Below are 14,890 nucleotides of genomic sequence, written 5' to 3'. Positions count from 1 at the left end.
TCAACCCTTCAACCGCTGACTGAAATGCTCCAGCGCCAGGCGATAACCATGGCTGCCAAACCCGCACATCACACCGATGGCGACCGATGAAACAAAGGAGTGATGACGGAACGTTTCGCGGGCGTGAACGTTGGACAGGTGCACCTCGATCACCGGGACTTCGCTGGCGACCAGCGCATCACGGATCGCTACCGAGGTGTGGGTCCAGGCTGCCGGGTTGATGACGATGCCGGCACACCGACCGCGGGCGCCATGCACCCAGTCGAGCAATTCGCCTTCCTGATTGGTCTGGCGAAACTCCACCGCCAGGCCGAATTCTTCAGCGGCGCGGCCGCACAGTGCGGAGATGTCCGCCAGGGTTTCGTGGCCATAAGTCGCCGGCTCGCGGGTGCCGAGCAGGTTCAGGTTCGGGCCGTTGAGCACCAGAACGATCGGAGGCATCGCAATTTCTCCACAATTTTTATTGTTGGTGTCGGCGGATTTCAGCCGGTGGAGATAAATTGTACTAGATGGTTAATTTGGTCAAACAAAGCCGATGGCATCGGGCAATAAGTGTTCGATGATCGAACATGATCTTGGTCGGGAGGTGAGGGAGGGCAATGGTAGCGAGGGGATTTATCTGTGGGAGCAAAGCTTGCCCGCGATACAGGCGGCTCAAATTCTGAACGACCGCATTGCCTGTATCGCGGGCAAGCCTTGCTCCCACATAGCTTTGCCCTGTCCAGCCCCGCAGCGTTTAGCGCCGCGTCAACAACACCCCGGATTCCATGTGATGGGTCCAAGGGAATTGATCGAACATCGCGCAGCGCGTGATGTGGTGGGTGTCGTGCAGTTGCGCGATGTTGGCGGCGAGGGTTTCCGGGTTGCACGAGATGTAGAGGATGTTCTCGAAACGCCGGGTCAGTTCGCAGGTGTCCGGGTCCATGCCGGCGCGGGGCGGGTCGACGAAGACGCTGCCGAATGCGTAGCTCTTGAGGTCGATGCCGTGCAAGCGACGGAACGGGCGGACTTCGTTCAGGGCTTCGGTCAGTTCTTCAGCGGACAGGCGCACCAGAGTCACGTTATCCACAGCGTTTTCGCTGAGGTTGCTCAGCGCGGCGTTCACCGACGTCTTGCTGATTTCGGTCGCCAGCACTTTACGCACGCGGGTGGCCAAAGGCAGGGTGAAGTTGCCGTTGCCGCAGTACAACTCCAGCAGGTCGTCGCTGCGCTCGCCCAAGGCCTCGTAGGCCCAGTTGAGCATCTTCTGGTTCACGGTGCCGTTGGGCTGGGTGAAGGCGCCTTCAGGTTGGCGATAGCTGAAAGTGCGGCCACCGACGGCGAGTTTCTCCACCACGTAATCATGGCCGATCACTTCCCGTTTGCCTTTGGAGCGACCGATGATGCTCACACCGAGGTCGCTCGCCAGTTTCGTGGCCGCTGCTTGCCAGTGCTCATCCAGCGGGCGGTGGTAACACAGGGTGATCATCGCATCGCCGGCCAGGGTGGTCAGGAACTCCACCTGGAACAGCTTGTGACTCAGCGGCGCGCTGGCCTGCCAGGCCGCCTTGAGTTGCGGCATCAACTGGTTGATGCGCAGGCTGGCGATGGGAAACTGCTCGATGAGGATCGGCGTGCGCTTGTCGTCCTGGGAGAACATCGCGTAATGCCGTTCGCCGGCCTCGCGCCACAGGCGGAATTCGGCCCGCAGGCGGAAGTGCTCCAGCGGTGAGTCGAACACCGCTGGCTCCGGCGCATCGAACGGGGCCAGCAGGTCACGCAAGCGGCTGACCTTGTCCTGGAGTTGGGCGGCGTAGGCCTGGGAATCAAAAGTCATGCGTTGAACCAACCCAACTTGATCACGAACAGAATCGACAGGATGACCAGCGCCGGGTTCAGCTCACGGCCACGGCCAGACACCAGTTTGATGGCGGTCCAGGCGATGAAGCCGAAGGCAATGCCGTTGGCGATGGAATAGGTGAACGGCATCGCCAGCGCGGTAATCACCACGGGAGCGGCCACGGTGATGTCGTCCCAGTCGATTTCCGCCAGGCCTGAGGTCATCAGCACGGCGACGAACAACAGCGCCGGTGCGGTGGCGAAGGCCGGGACACTGGAGGCCAGTGGCGAGAAGAACAGCGCCAGCAGAAACAGGATCGCCACGACGATGGCGGTCAGGCCGGTGCGGCCGCCGGCGCTGACGCCCGCCGCCGACTCGATGTAGCTGGTGGTGGTGGAGGTGCCCAGCAGCGAACCGGCCATGGCGGCGGTGCTGTCGGCGATCAGTGCCCGCCCCATCTTCGGCATGTGGCCGTCCTTGCCCATCAGTCCGGCGCGCTTGGCGACGCCGATCAGGGTTCCGGAATTGTCGAACAGGTCGACGAACAGGAAGGCGAAAATAACGCTCACCAGACCGATGTCCAGGGCGCCCTTGATGTCCAGTTGCAGGAAGGTCGGGGCCAGGGATGGCGGCATCGACATCACGCCGTCGAACGGGGTGAAGCCCATCAGGATCGAAACGACGGTGACCGCCAGGATGCCGATGAGCACTGCACCGCGCACTTTCAGCGCTTCGAGGGCGACGATCAGGACGAAGCCGAGGGTAGCGAGGATCGGCGCGGGTTGTTTCAAATCACCGAGGCCGACCATGGTTGCCGGGTTTTTCACCACGATGCCGGCGTTATTCAGGGCGATCAGCGCCAGGAACAGGCCGATACCGGCGGCGATGGCCGAGCGCAGGGGCAGCGGGATGCTGTTGATGATCCACTCGCGGATACGAAAGATCGACAGCAGGAAGAACAACACGGCGGAAATGAACACCGCACCCAGCGCCACCTGCCAGGTATGGCCCATGTGCAGGACCACGGTGTAGGTGAAAAACGCATTCAGGCCCATGCCCGGCGCGAGGGCGATCGGGTAGTTGGCGATCAGGCCCATGGTGGTGGAGCCGATGGCCGCCGCCAGGCAGGTGGCGACGAACAACGCACCTTTGTCCATGCCGGTTTCGCCGAGGATGCTCGGGTTGACGAACAGAATGTAGGCCATGGCCAGGAAGGTGGTGACGCCCGCCAGAATCTCGGTCCGCACGTTGGTGTTGTGTGCCTTGAGTTGAAACAGCCTTTCCAGCATGTCTGCTCCCCGTGGCGCGCCGGGCGCCGTGAATGTATCGACCTCAACAGCAAAGCACAGACCGCCAGGGGCGCTCGGGAATTTTCTGTGGGTCGGAAAAAGCCGCGCATCATACCAGCAGCGTGGCGCTGTGGCTGCGATCGTCGTCGATGTTTTGCCCAAGCGCCAAGTCGGCCATACTGCGCGCGGTTCCGGGAGGTCTTTATGCATCGTATGAAAAAACACCTATTGGTCGCATGGGGGTGTGCGCTGGGCCTGGGGTTACCCGGGCAGGCCGTCAATGCCGCTTCGGCGCCGCCCCTGAGCGAGGTCAAGGTGCTCAAGGTCGAGTCGCCCGCCTGCGGTTTCGAGGACATCGCCCAAGGGCAAGAGCAGACCCGTTGCAATCACAGCGGCCCGAGTATCAAGGTCTATGTGCTGGAGGTGGGGTATGGCCGTCAGCCTCACGTCACGCTGGACGGTTTTGAAGTCGATGGCACCCGCTCGCCGGTCTGTGCGTTCAGCAATGGCAACCTGAATGATTGTTCCGTGCGGAGCAAAACGGTTGGCTATTTGTATGTCTTCGATCTGAAGGGCAAGCAGGAAGGCACCTTCAGCTTCAGCAACCAGTCGATCAACGCACCAGGCAACCGGATGTCGACCCAGCTGTACATCAAATGACCTTCCAGCCTGACAAGCCGCACGCGGCCCGGAAAACCTGACTAGGCTTCATAAACCACCCAGCGGAGAACACCGATGATGCCTGGAACCAAGATCCCCCGAGCCCTGATAGCCGTCGCCGAGGGTGTCGACGACTTGCAGACCGTTACGCTGATCGACGTGCTGCGTCGAGCTCAGGTCGAAGTGGTGGTGGCAAGTATCGAAGGGCGGCGGATGCTCACCTGTGCCCGCGGCACGCGCCTGACCGCCGACGGTATGCTGGTGGACTTGTTGGCACAGGACTTTGATCTGATCGTCCTGCCCGGCGGCATCATCGGCGCCCAACACCTGGCGGCCCATCAGCCACTGCGACAACTGATCAAGGACCAGGCCGCCACTGGACGTTTCTTCGCCGCCATCGCCGAAGCCCCGGCCCTTGCCTTGCAGGCGTTCGGCGTACTGCGCCAGCGCCGCATGACCTGCCTGCCCGCCGTGAGCCAGCAACTGTCCGGTTGCAATTTTGTCGATCAGCCGGTGGTGGTGGACGGCAACTGCATCACCGCCCAAGGCTCGGCTGCAGCGCTGGCGTTTGCCTTGACGCTGGTGGAACAGCTCTGTGGCAAGGGCGTGAGGGGCGTGGTGGCGGCGGAGTTGCTGGCCTGACACTCTTCAAGCCACCGGCCTGTGGCGAGAAAGCTTGCTCCTCAACATCAATGCAAGCTAACCCACCGCTATCGCGAGCTGGCTCGCTCCCACAGGGATTTGTGGTGGAGGCAGCATCTATGAACACCCGAGAACCAATGTGGGAGCGAGCCTGCTCGCGATGGCGTCAGTACATTCAACATCAATGCAAGCCGACCCACTGAAGGCGCTGGCTTCCAACGTCGCTAACTTGCCTTGAACGCTCACCCCACCCCGAAGTCGTACCCCTTATGACGGCGGTTTGCGAAAACGCCGCGAGTGTACGACCAACCGTGAGGTGTTTATGAGCGCGACCCTGTCCGAAGCGACACCGGCGTCCTTCGTCCGCCATCCGATCCGCCTGACGCTCAATGGTCAGGCGCGCGAACTGCACGTGCTGCCCTGGACCACGCTGCTGGACCTGCTGCGTGAGCAACTGGATCTGGTGGGCAGCAAGAAAGGTTGCGACCACGGTCAATGTGGTGCCTGTACGGTGCTGCGCGATGGCAAGCGGATCAACGCCTGCCTGACCCTGGCGGTGATGTGCGACGGCGCTGAGCTGACCACCATCGAGGGGTTGGCCAACGGTGATCAGTTGCATCCCATGCAGCAGGCTTTCATCAAGCACGACGCCTTCCAGTGCGGTTACTGCACGCCTGGGCAGATCTGTTCCGCGGTGGGATTGGCCAATGAAGGCCGGGCACAGACTGGGGCGCAGATCAGCGAACTGATGAGCGGCAATCTCTGCCGGTGCGGCGCCTACAACAACATTCGTGACGCTATCGAAGAGGCATTGCCGCTCTGTCAGCAGGGAGGTGATCAATGAACCCTTTCCAATACAGCAAGCCCGACACCGTGCAGGCCGCCGTCGACTTGTCGAGCCCGGTTTCACGCTTCATTGCCGGTGGCACCAACCTGCTGGACCTGATGAAAGAAAACCTCACCCGCCCCGAGCACCTGATCGACATTACCGGGCTGCCCCTGGCGGACCTCAGCGAAACCCCTTCCGGTGGGGTGATGATCGGCGCGTTGGTGAGCAATGCCGATCTGGCTTGGCATCCCTGGATCCAGCGCCGCTATCCGCTGCTTTCCCAGGCAATCCTGGCGGGCGCCTCGCCGCAGTTGCGCAACATGGCCAGCACCGGCGGTAACCTCCTGCAACGCACCCGCTGTTATTACTTCTATGACGCCAACGTGCCGTGCAACAAGCGACGGCCAGGCAGCGGCTGTCCGGCTCGGGACGGCTTGAACCGTATGCACGCGATATTCGGCGCCAGTGATCAATGTGTCGCCACGCACCCTTCCGACATGTGCGTGGCACTGGCTGCCTTGGAGGCCGTGGTGCATGTTATCGGCCGGGGCGGGGCACGGACCATCGAGTTCGCTGACTTTCACCGTCTGCCCGGCGATGCCCCGGAACGGGACAACCAACTGGCCGATGATGAACTGATCACCGCCATTGAGTTGCCTGCCGCCGGTTTCGCTGAACACAGCCATTACTTGAAAATTCGGGACCGGGCCTCCTACGCCTTTGCGCTGGTTTCGGTAGCGGCGGCGCTCGAGCTGGACGGGCCGGTGATCCGCCAGGCGCGCCTGGCCCTCGGCGGCGTGGCCCACAAACCCTGGCGCGACCGGGCCGTGGAGAGCTGGCTGACCGGTCAGACCGTCAGCCGCGAAACCTTCACTGCTGCCGCTGACGCGCTGTTGCAAAACGCCGAGCCGCTGGAACATAACGGCTTCAAGGTCAGACTGGCGCGCCGGGCGGTGGTCCGCGCCTTGAGCGATGCCGCACTGGTGGGAGGACAAGCCTGATGAATGCTTCGAGCAAATCCATAGGGCAACCACTTGACCGGGTCGATGGCCTGCTCAAGGTCACCGGCCAGGCCCGATATGCCGGCGAATACCCCGAGGACGGTTTGCTGCACGGCAGCGTCGTCTCCAGCAGCATCGCCCGTGGCCGCGTGCTGCGCATCGATGCCACCCGAGCGTTGGCGTTGCCCGGGGTGGTCACGGTGATCGACCACACCAACCGCCCCAGGATCGCCAGCTACGACGAGCCTTACGAGGACGCCGATGCGGCAGAGGGTTCGCCGTTCCGACCGCTGTACAACGATCAGGTACTCTACAGCGGCCAGCCGTTGGCCTTGGTGGTCGCTGAAAACCTCGAGCTGGCCCGTTACGCCGGTTCGCTTATTGAAATCGAATATGAAGCCCGGGACCATCAGACCGATCTGGCAATCCTGCAAAACGAAGCCCATCCGGCGCCGGCAGAATTGCCCAAGCCCCGTGGGAATTTTCAGGGCGAGTACGCCAGTTCGGCCCTCAGTGTGGACGTGTCCTACAGCACACCGATCGAACACCACAACCCGATGGAGCCTCATGCCTCCACCGTGCTGTATCAGCCTGACGGCAGCCTGCACATCCACGACAAGACCCAAGGCACGCAAAACTGTCAAGCCTATGTGCAAAAGGTCTTCGGGCTTGAGAAAGAGCAGGTGCGAGTGTTTGCCGCCTATGTGGGCGGCGCCTTCGGTTCCGGGCTGCGGCCACAGTACCAACTGCCCCTGGCGGTGATGGCAGCGCTGACGCTCAAACGCTCGGTGCGGGTCAGTCTGACGCGCCAGCAGATGTTTACCTTTGGCTATCGACCACGGACCTTTCAGCGCCTGCAACTGGGGGCCGCGGCCAACGGGCGACTGTTGGCGGTGGCGCATACCGCCATCGGCCAGACCTCGCGCTTTGAAGATTTCACCGAGCATGTGGTGGAGTGGAGCGGCATGCTCTATCACTGCGACAACGTTGAATTGACCTACAAACTGGTGCCGCTGGACGTCTATACGCCGCTGGACATGCGCGCCCCTGGCGCTGCCTTGGGACTGATCGGCCTGGAGTGCGCCATGGATGAACTGGCCTGTGCCCTGGCGATCGACCCGATCCAGCTGCGGCTGCTCAACTATGCCGAGCGTAACGAGAATGAAGGTAAACCATATTCCAGCAAGGAGTTGCGTGAATGCTATGCCCAAGGTGCCCGTCGTTTCGGCTGGGACAAGCGCAACCCGGAACCGCGCAGCATGCGTGAAGGTCGGCAGTTGGTCGGTTGGGGCATGGCGGGCGGTGTGTGGGAGGCCATGCAGCAGAAGGCCAGCGCTCGGGCCTCGCTGGATGCCAACGGTCAGTTGACCGTCAGCAGTGCCACCACTGACATCGGTACTGGCACCTACACAGTCATGACCCAGATCGCCGCCCAAGCGTCAGGGGTTTCCCTGGAAAACGTCACCTTTATCCTCGGTGATTCGTCGCTGCCGACTGCGCCGCTGCAGGGCGGCTCGTTCACCGTCTCGTCGGTGGGCACCGCTGTGCAGCAGGCCTGTGAAGCCCTGAAGGAAAAACTCCTGGCTGTGGCGCGGCAGAGCTGTCCGGCCTTTGCTGGCGCGACCCTTGAGCAAGTGACGTTTGCCGACGGTCAGCTACGGTTGGGCGAGGACTGTGTCTCGTTGGCAGAGTTGGCGCAAAAAAGCGGCGAGACGCCCTTGCAGGTTCAGGTTACTGCCGAGCCGGAGGAAAAACGCCAAGCCTACGCTACGGCCACGCATTCGGCGGTGTTTGTCGAAGTGCTGGTGGATGAGGACTTGGGCACGGTGAAGGTCAATCGGGTGGTCAGCGCCATCGCCGCCGGACGGGTGATCAACCCGAAAACCGCGCGCAGCCAGATCCTCGGCGGCGTGGTCTGGGGCGTCGGCATGGCCTTGCACGAAGAAACCTTGACTGACCATGCGTTGGGCCGGCACATGAATCACAGCCTGGCGGAATACCATGTGCCGGTGAACGCCGACATCGGGGACATTGACGTGGTTTTTGTCGACGAGCACGACGAGATCGTCAATGCCCTCGGCTCCAAGGGCGTCGGTGAGATTGGCATCGTTGGTGTGGCGGCGGCCGTGGCCAATGCGATTTATCACGCCACCGGCAAACGGGTCCGGGACTTTCCCATCAAGCTGGATAAATTGCTTTAGGTTTTCGCAGCGTCCACCGGTTCGTGCATCCGGTCACGGTTGGCCAGGGTCGGGAACAGTTTGATCCAGACCCCGGTCACCAGCAGTGTGCCGACACCGCCCATGACCACCGCCGGCACGGTGCCGAACCAGTGGGCGGTCAGGCCGGACTCGAACTCGCCCAACTGGTTCGAGGCACCGATGAACAGTCCGTTCACGGCGCTGACCCGGCCGCGCATTTCGTCTGGCGTTTCCAACTGCACGAAGGAGGCGCGGATCACCATGCTGATCATGTCCGCCGCGCCTAGCACCACCAGCACCGCCAGGGAAAGCCAGAACGAAGTGGAGAGGCCGAAGGCAATGGTGGCGACGCCGAACACGCCCACGGCGGTGAACATCACCCGACCGACCTTGCGCTCCACGGCAAACCGCGCCAGCCATAGCGACATCAGCAAGGCCCCCACCGCCGGAGCCGAGCGCAGCAGGCCCAGGCCCCAGGGACCGGTAAGCAGAATATCCTTGGCGAACACCGGCAACAGCGCGGTCGCGCCGCCCAGCAGTACCGCGAACAGGTCCAGCGAAATCGCCCCGAGAATGTCCGGGCGGCTGCGGATGAAGCGAATCCCGGCCAGCAACGAATCCATGGTTGCCTTGCCTTTGTTCAGCGGCGTCTGGCGGGCGGGCAGGTTGAGCATCAGGCAGCAGGCGATGACGTAGAGCAACACGGTCGGCCCATAGACCCAGACGCTGCCGAAGGCATAGAGCAGACCGCCCAGTGCCGGGGCGACGATGGTCGCGGACTGCTGGGCCGACTGCGCGGCGGCCACGGCGCGGGGAAACAGCGCGGCCGGCACGATGCTCGGCAGCAGCGCTTGGGTGGTCGGCATCTCAAAGGAGCGGGCGGCGCCCAGCAGGAAGGCGAGGATGAAGATCATCTCCCGCGTGACGTTATCAGTGGCGCTGCCGATGACCAGCGCCAGGGCAATCATCGCCTGCAACGACTGGCAGATCGCCGCGACCTTGCGGCGATCATAGCGGTCGGCCACATGCCCGGTGTGCAGCATGAACAGCACACGCGGAGCAAACTCCACCAACCCTACAAGACCCAGGTCCAATACGTTGCCGGTCAGTTGATAGAGGTTCCAGCCGATGGCCACGGTGAGCATCTGGAAGCCACTGGCGGTGAAAATCCGGGCCAGCCAGAAGGCGATGAAGGGGCGGTGGTGGCGGAGCAGCAATGGCGCTTGGCTGGGCATCTATGACGGGTCCGGTGATGAGGGCATCGAGATTATCACCGAGTTGTAACTGGAGGTTGCGGTTGCTGGAAAAATAGTTAGCCAAGCATCTACTTTTTACATAGCACGCTTTTTTTGTGGCGAGGGGATTTATCCCCGCTGGGGTGCGAAGCGGCCCCAAGCTTTTGCGAGCGCTGCGCACTCGAGCGGGGATAAATCCCCTCGCCACAACAGTGCACTCCTCAAGATTCAAGAAATCTTGGCTTAGAGCAGGATTGCAGCACTGAGACAACCTGTCACGCGACAAAAGACCACGCCGTCCGGCGGCCATAATGCGACTACTCTTTGAGCATTGCTTGATCCAGGTCAATACCCTTCGGGGGCTTGGGCTGGCGGCCATCCGGCCACGTTCCTGCGTTGTGACGGTTTAAAAAAAGAACGATTTGAAAAGCATCGCACTCCATATCCCTGGAGGTTGCGATGCAAGCCCCGCCCGCAGCCGGTTTTACCTGACAGAGGAAGACTTATGTTCGGTTTGGAGGCGCTCGATCTCGCCCGAATCCAGTTCGCGTTCACCATCTCGTTCCATATCCTGTTCCCGGCCATCACCATCGGCCTGGCGAGTTACCTGGCGGTACTCGAGGGCTTGTGGCTCAAGACCCGCGACGACACCTACCGCGACCTGTACCACTTCTGGTCGAAGATCTTTGCCGTCAACTTCGGCATGGGTGTGGTATCCGGTTTGGTCATGGCCTATCAGTTCGGCACCAACTGGAGCCGTTTCTCTGACTTTGCCGGCGCGGTCACCGGGCCGCTGCTGACCTACGAGGTGCTCACGGCGTTCTTCCTCGAAGCCGGGTTCCTGGGGGTGATGCTGTTCGGTTGGAACCGCGTCGGGCGCGGTCTGCATTTCTTTTCCACAGTCATGGTAGCGATCGGCACGCTGATCTCGACGTTCTGGATCCTGTCCTCCAACAGCTGGATGCAGACTCCCCAGGGCTACGAAATCATCGATGGCCGGGTCATCCCGGTGGACTGGCTGGCGGTGGTGTTCAACCCCTCGTTCCCCTATCGCCTGTTGCACATGTCCACGGCAGCGTTTGTCGCCACGGCGTTTTTCGTCGGTTCGTCGGCGGCCTGGCACTTGTTGCGCGGTCGGGATACCCCGGCCATTCGCCGCATGCTCTCGATGGCGATGTGGATGGCGTTGCTGGTGGCGCCGATCCAGGCCGTCATTGGCGACTTCCATGGCCTCAACACCCTCAAGCATCAACCGGCCAAGATCGCGGCCATCGAAGGTCACTGGGAAAACGTCGGCAATGAGCCTACCCCGCTGATCCTGTTTGGCTGGCCGGACATGCAGGCGGAAAAGACCCGGTTCGCCGTGGAAATCCCCTACTTGGGCAGCCTGATCCTGACCCATAGCCTGGACAAGCAGGTGCCGGCCCTCAAGGAGTTTCCGCCTGAAGACCGACCGAATTCGACCATTGTGTTCTGGTCGTTCCGGATCATGGTGGGCCTGGGGCTGCTGATGATTTTCACCGGTCTGTGCAGTCTCTGGTTGCGCCGCAACGACCGGCTCTACCAGTCTCGACCGTTCCTTCACATGGTCTTGTGGATGGGGCCGTCCGGCCTGATCGCGATCCTGGCAGGCTGGTTCACCACCGAAATCGGTCGCCAGCCCTGGGTGGTCTACGGCCTGATGCGCACGGCCGATGCTTCCTCCGGCCACAGCTTTGCGCAGATGAGCATCACGCTTGTGCTGTTCGTCGTGGTGTATTTCGCGCTGTTCGGTGCGGGGCTGAGCTACATGATGCGCCTGGTGCGCAAAGGGCCGGAAGCCCATGAAGATGAGCCGGCCGACGGTGGCCCGGGTCAGAAACGTACCCCGGCCCGTCCATTGTCGGCCGCCGATGATGGCGACGACGAAGTGGACCACAACGACAGCTCGCACAAGGGGAATTGAGTCATGGGTATTGATCTTCCGCTGATCTGGGCCGTGGTCATCATCTTCGGCATCATGATGTACGTGATCATGGATGGCTTTGACCTGGGGATCGGCATTCTTTTCCCCTTCATCAAGGCCGAGCGTGATCGTGACGTGATGATGAACACCGTAGCGCCGGTCTGGGACGGTAACGAAACCTGGCTGGTGCTGGGTGGCGCGGGCCTGTTCGGGGCGTTTCCGCTGGCTTATTCGGTAGTGCTTTCGGCGCTGTACCTGCCGCTGATCCTGATGCTCATCGGGCTGATTTTCCGCGGCGTGGCCTTTGAGTTTCGCTTCAAGGCCAAGGCTCACAAGCGCCATCTGTGGGACAAGGCGTTCATCGGCGGTTCCCTGACGGCCACCTTCTTCCAGGGAGTGGCGTTGGGGGCGTTCATTGATGGATTCGAAGTGGTCGATCGCCAGTTCGCCGGCGGCTCCCTGGACTGGTTCACACCGTTCACCGTCTTCTGTGGCCTGGCCTTGATCGTCGCCTACGCCTTGCTCGGCTGCACTTGGCTGATCATGAAAACCGAAGGCAAGTTGCAGGAGCAGATGCATAACCTGGCCAGGCCGCTGGCGTTCGGGGTGCTGGCGGTGATCGGTATCGTCAGTATCTGGACTCCGCTGGCTCACGTCGATATCGCGGCGCGCTGGTTTACCCTGCCGAATCTGTTCTGGTTCCTGCCGGTACCGATCCTGGTGCTGGTGACCATGTACGGGTTGTTTCGCGCCGTTGCCCGCAACGCCAACTATACGCCGTTCATTCTGACGCTGGCGCTGATCTTCCTCGGTTACAGCGGTCTGGGCATCAGCTTGTGGCCGAACATCGTGCCGCCATCCATCTCCATCTGGGACGCGGCGTCACCGCCACAGAGCCAGGGGTTCATGCTGGTCGGGACGCTGTTCATCATTCCTTTGATTCTGGTGTACACCTTCTGGAGCTACTACGTGTTCCGGGGCAAGGTGACCCATGACGACGGCTACCATTGATTGACCTGCGAGGCATTGAAAATGGCCAAGCCTGATTTGAAAGACATCGAAGCGGCTGAAAAGAAGCCGCTCTGGCAGCGACTTGGCTGGCTGGCGCTGATCTGGGCCGGCAGTGTACTGGCGCTGTTTATCGTCGCCAGCCTGATGCGGATGTTCATGAACGCCGCAGGGCTGACCACCCACTGACGCTCCCGGGCAGGGTCAAATTATTTGCGGGCCTTGAGGATGACGAATTTCGGGGTTGCGGCCACTTGTTCGACACCCCGGAACAACCGCGCCAGTTTGCTGTGGTAGCCCAGGTGCCGATTGCCGACGATGTACAGCGCGCCGCCGACCACCAGTGCTTCGCGCGCCTGCTGAAACATCCGCCAGGCGAGGAAGTCGCCCACCACCTGCTGTTGGTGGAAAGGCGGATTACACAGCACTACATCCAATGACTGCGCCTCTTGCCCGGCCAGACCGTCCCCAGCTCGTATGGTCACCTCACGCTCGCCCAGGGCGGCGCGCCAGTTCTCGGCGGCCGACTGCACGGCCATGTACGATTCATCCACCAGGGTGTAGTGGGCCTCGGGATTCTGCAGGGCGCTGGCGATTGCCAGTACACCGTTGCCGCACCCCAGGTCCGCGACGCGGGCGGTGCCCAGGTTCTTTGGCAGATGCGGCAGAAATGCCCGGGTGCCGATGTCCAGGCCTTCGCGACAGAACACGTTGGCGTGGTTGAGCAATTCGATCTTTGGCTCTTCCAACCAATAGCGCGTGGGGTAGGGGGATGCGGTCGGCACTCGGGTTTCTGGCTGGAGCGCTTCTGGCGTGGCGATCAACAAGCGAGCTTTTTTCACTGCCAGCGAGGCCTGCACCGGGCCAACGTAGCGTTCCAGCAGGTCACCGGCGGCCCGTGGCAGATGCTTGACCATCGCAGCAGCAATCACCTGGGCGCCGGGGGCCAATTGGCCTTGCAGGCGAATCAACTGTTCTTCCAGCAGGGCCAGGGTTTTCGGCACTTTGATCAGGACGCGGTTGAAAGGTCCGGTCAACGGTTCACTGGCCGGCAACGTCGGCACTGCATCAAAGGGCAGGCCGTTGCGCACCAGGTTTTTCTCCAGCGCCTGCAAGGCCAGGTACGAGTCGCTGCTGCTGATGACTTCAACCTTGCCGGCAAGGCTCGCCGCCAGGGCACCAAAGCTGTCATTGAGGACCAGGACCCGGGTATCGGCGAGCGGCTGTTGCTCGGCCAGATACGCGAGCAGGTATTCGTCGGCTGCGTCAAAGGCTTGCAGCGGTTCGTTCTGCTGTTCGGGTTGGCGGATCAGGTCAAGTTGGGCGAAGGGACTGTCGAGCAAGGGCATGGCTGGGACTCTGGAGATCAACGAATGTCCCGCTGCCCCGGGGCAGGTGTCTCAGCGGGACCGCCTGAATGAACTTCGTCGCGTACTGGGCGCGTCATCATTCAAGTGGAGCCGTAAATGGTACGTTTTTTTTCCAGGCATTACTCGCGGGTTTTTTCAGGTTGGTAAGTGCGCCGCACGGTTCAGATCACATGGATGTGGGCCGCCTTGGCTACCGCTGAGATTTTGTTGTTGACGTTCAGCTTTCGCATGCAACTGCACACATGGAAGTTCACGGTGCGCTCGGAGAGGCAGAGGATTCTGCCCACTTCCGAAGCCGTCTTGCCTTCGGCCGACCACCTCAATACTTCGATCTCTCTGGGTGATAAATGACATTTTTGTGGAGTCGCGGCAGCGTCAGCCAGTTTTTTGCTGGCCAGCGCATGCAATCTTTGACTGGCGAAAATGGCATAGCCCAGATTTGCGTAATGCTCGTCGATATCGATGGGGCAATGAGTCCGAGCCAGGCTGAAAAGGCTGCAGTGTGCCCCTGTTCATCATGAACGGCCTGGGTCCAGCCATACTTGAGTCCCTGTCGATTAAGTTCTCGCCACAACTTGGGGGCCTGAGCAAAAACAGTCTCATCCCACAAGATTGGAAGCGGTGATTGATTGCAATGTGCTACTAGTGGGTCGTTCGATGCATAGCCGTTCTGTTCATATAGTCTGTCCCATCCATAAGGGTAGTTATTCAGGTTTACCTTGTTGGTATGCTTGTCCGGGCTTCCGAGATAGGCTGAGAATGCACAATATTCAAATCCCTGATTGTTAAAGAAATTCAGGACTAGACGATAGGCCGTCTGTAAGTCCTTTTCACAGGATAACTTCCTCAACAGCAAGTCCTTCCACTTGTCCATCGCTCTCTCCTGGGTTG

At 61.2% G+C, this 14,890-nt stretch carries 15 protein-coding genes; 8 read left to right on the top strand and 7 right to left on the bottom strand.

Annotated features, from left to right (window positions below):
- The 3 genes from aroQ to HQ912_RS24795 all read right to left on the bottom strand — a co-directional run bounded on the left by aroQ (position 1) and on the right by HQ912_RS24795 (position 3,108).
- Positions 1 to 441 (bottom strand): type II 3-dehydroquinate dehydratase, encoded by a 441-nt coding sequence (aroQ, locus tag HQ912_RS24805; RefSeq protein ID WP_014340320.1) that lies wholly within the window; start codon positions 439 to 441, stop codon positions 1 to 3.
- 295 nt (positions 442 to 736) lie between these two features.
- Positions 737 to 1,816, bottom strand: a complete 1,080-nt coding sequence (trmA, locus tag HQ912_RS24800; RefSeq protein WP_173407404.1) for a tRNA (uridine(54)-C5)-methyltransferase TrmA — start codon at positions 1,814 to 1,816, stop codon at positions 737 to 739.
- The gene (locus tag HQ912_RS24795; RefSeq protein WP_173407403.1) at positions 1,813 to 3,108 is read right to left on the bottom strand and encodes an NCS2 family permease; all 1,296 of its coding nucleotides are present in this window, start codon (positions 3,106 to 3,108) and stop codon (positions 1,813 to 1,815) included. Before HQ912_RS24795 ends, trmA begins: the two co-directional genes overlap by 4 nt.
- A gap of 204 nt (positions 3,109 to 3,312) precedes the next feature.
- Between HQ912_RS24795 and HQ912_RS24790 the strand changes: the two genes are divergently transcribed.
- The 5 genes from HQ912_RS24790 (at position 3,313) to HQ912_RS24770 (ending at position 8,441) form a co-directional block, all read left to right on the top strand.
- The gene (locus HQ912_RS24790) at positions 3,313 to 3,768 is read left to right on the top strand and encodes a DUF4879 domain-containing protein (RefSeq protein WP_076386416.1); all 456 of its coding nucleotides are present in this window, start codon (positions 3,313 to 3,315) and stop codon (positions 3,766 to 3,768) included.
- Between the two features lie 75 nt (positions 3,769 to 3,843).
- Entirely contained in the window at positions 3,844 to 4,410 is a 567-nt protein-coding gene (locus tag HQ912_RS24785; protein WP_047229570.1) for a DJ-1 family glyoxalase III, read from the top strand.
- Between the two features lie 322 nt (positions 4,411 to 4,732).
- Entirely contained in the window at positions 4,733 to 5,254 is a 522-nt protein-coding gene (locus HQ912_RS24780) for a (2Fe-2S)-binding protein (protein WP_047229571.1), read from the top strand.
- A complete protein-coding gene (locus HQ912_RS24775; RefSeq protein ID WP_047229572.1) occupies positions 5,251 to 6,240 on the top strand; it encodes an FAD binding domain-containing protein in 990 nt (329 codons plus the stop codon). Before HQ912_RS24780 ends, HQ912_RS24775 begins: the two co-directional genes overlap by 4 nt.
- Complete coding sequence (locus HQ912_RS24770) at positions 6,240 to 8,441, top strand: xanthine dehydrogenase family protein molybdopterin-binding subunit (RefSeq protein ID WP_047229573.1); 2,202 nt, start codon at positions 6,240 to 6,242, stop codon at positions 8,439 to 8,441. The genes HQ912_RS24775 and HQ912_RS24770 overlap by 1 nt, the downstream gene beginning before the upstream one ends.
- On the opposite strand, the gene HQ912_RS24765 is transcribed toward HQ912_RS24770, so the two are convergent.
- A complete protein-coding gene (locus tag HQ912_RS24765; RefSeq protein ID WP_173407402.1) occupies positions 8,438 to 9,676 on the bottom strand; it encodes an MFS transporter in 1,239 nt (412 codons plus the stop codon). The genes HQ912_RS24770 and HQ912_RS24765 overlap by 4 nt on opposite strands.
- Before the next feature lie 505 nt (positions 9,677 to 10,181).
- Between HQ912_RS24765 and HQ912_RS24760 the strand changes: the two genes are divergently transcribed.
- From HQ912_RS24760 to HQ912_RS24750, 3 genes are read left to right on the top strand one after another with little or no spacing between them, the layout of a single operon-like run.
- Positions 10,182 to 11,621 (top strand): cytochrome ubiquinol oxidase subunit I, encoded by a 1,440-nt coding sequence (locus HQ912_RS24760; protein ID WP_047229575.1) that lies wholly within the window; start codon positions 10,182 to 10,184, stop codon positions 11,619 to 11,621.
- A gap of 3 nt (positions 11,622 to 11,624) precedes the next feature.
- Complete coding sequence (cydB, locus tag HQ912_RS24755) at positions 11,625 to 12,632, top strand: cytochrome d ubiquinol oxidase subunit II (protein ID WP_173407401.1); 1,008 nt, start codon at positions 11,625 to 11,627, stop codon at positions 12,630 to 12,632.
- Between the two features lie 21 nt (positions 12,633 to 12,653).
- Positions 12,654 to 12,818 (top strand): DUF2474 domain-containing protein, encoded by a 165-nt coding sequence (locus HQ912_RS24750; protein WP_076386412.1) that lies wholly within the window; start codon positions 12,654 to 12,656, stop codon positions 12,816 to 12,818.
- A 20-nt stretch (positions 12,819 to 12,838) separates the two neighbouring features.
- Here HQ912_RS24750 and HQ912_RS24745 read toward each other — a convergent pair whose 3' ends face one another.
- The 3 genes from HQ912_RS24745 to HQ912_RS24740 form a co-directional block, all read right to left on the bottom strand.
- Complete coding sequence (locus tag HQ912_RS24745; RefSeq protein WP_107322962.1) at positions 12,839 to 13,978, bottom strand: methyltransferase; 1,140 nt, start codon at positions 13,976 to 13,978, stop codon at positions 12,839 to 12,841.
- Positions 13,979 to 14,160: 182 nt separating this feature from the next.
- A complete protein-coding gene (locus HQ912_RS27960) occupies positions 14,161 to 14,286 on the bottom strand; it encodes a LuxR C-terminal-related transcriptional regulator (RefSeq protein WP_260990097.1) in 126 nt (41 codons plus the stop codon).
- 32 nt (positions 14,287 to 14,318) lie between these two features.
- A complete protein-coding gene (locus HQ912_RS24740; RefSeq protein ID WP_260990054.1) occupies positions 14,319 to 14,873 on the bottom strand; it encodes an autoinducer binding domain-containing protein in 555 nt (184 codons plus the stop codon).
- Positions 14,874 to 14,890: the final 17 nt, after the last annotated feature.

Origin of the sequence: Pseudomonas sp. MPDS (assembly GCF_013283895.1) — a bacterium.
GTDB lineage: Bacteria > Pseudomonadota > Gammaproteobacteria > Pseudomonadales > Pseudomonadaceae > Aquipseudomonas > Aquipseudomonas rhizophila.
The sequence above is the reverse complement of the archived record's forward strand: the minus strand, read 5'-3'. Positions and strand labels throughout refer to the sequence as shown.

Coding starts and splice junctions, on each gene's coding strand:
- trmA (WP_173407404.1), bottom strand. CDS start 1,816: ATGACTTTTGATTCCCAGGCCTACGCCGCCCAACTCCAGGACAAGGTC.
- aroQ (WP_014340320.1), bottom strand. CDS start 441: ATGCCTCCGATCGTTCTGGTGCTCAACGGCCCGAACCTGAACCTGCTC.
- HQ912_RS24760 (WP_047229575.1), top strand. CDS start 10,182: ATGTTCGGTTTGGAGGCGCTCGATCTCGCCCGAATCCAGTTCGCGTTC.
- HQ912_RS24775 (WP_047229572.1), top strand. CDS start 5,251: ATGAACCCTTTCCAATACAGCAAGCCCGACACCGTGCAGGCCGCCGTC.
- HQ912_RS24795 (WP_173407403.1), bottom strand. CDS start 3,108: ATGCTGGAAAGGCTGTTTCAACTCAAGGCACACAACACCAACGTGCGG.
- HQ912_RS24745 (WP_107322962.1), bottom strand. CDS start 13,978: ATGCCCTTGCTCGACAGTCCCTTCGCCCAACTTGACCTGATCCGCCAA.
- cydB (WP_173407401.1), top strand. CDS start 11,625: ATGGGTATTGATCTTCCGCTGATCTGGGCCGTGGTCATCATCTTCGGC.
- HQ912_RS24790 (WP_076386416.1), top strand. CDS start 3,313: ATGCATCGTATGAAAAAACACCTATTGGTCGCATGGGGGTGTGCGCTG.
- HQ912_RS24740 (WP_260990054.1), bottom strand. CDS start 14,873: ATGGACAAGTGGAAGGACTTGCTGTTGAGGAAGTTATCCTGTGAAAAG.
- HQ912_RS24765 (WP_173407402.1), bottom strand. CDS start 9,676: ATGCCCAGCCAAGCGCCATTGCTGCTCCGCCACCACCGCCCCTTCATC.
- HQ912_RS24770 (WP_047229573.1), top strand. CDS start 6,240: ATGAATGCTTCGAGCAAATCCATAGGGCAACCACTTGACCGGGTCGAT.
- HQ912_RS24785 (WP_047229570.1), top strand. CDS start 3,844: ATGATGCCTGGAACCAAGATCCCCCGAGCCCTGATAGCCGTCGCCGAG.
- HQ912_RS24750 (WP_076386412.1), top strand. CDS start 12,654: ATGGCCAAGCCTGATTTGAAAGACATCGAAGCGGCTGAAAAGAAGCCG.
- HQ912_RS24780 (WP_047229571.1), top strand. CDS start 4,733: ATGAGCGCGACCCTGTCCGAAGCGACACCGGCGTCCTTCGTCCGCCAT.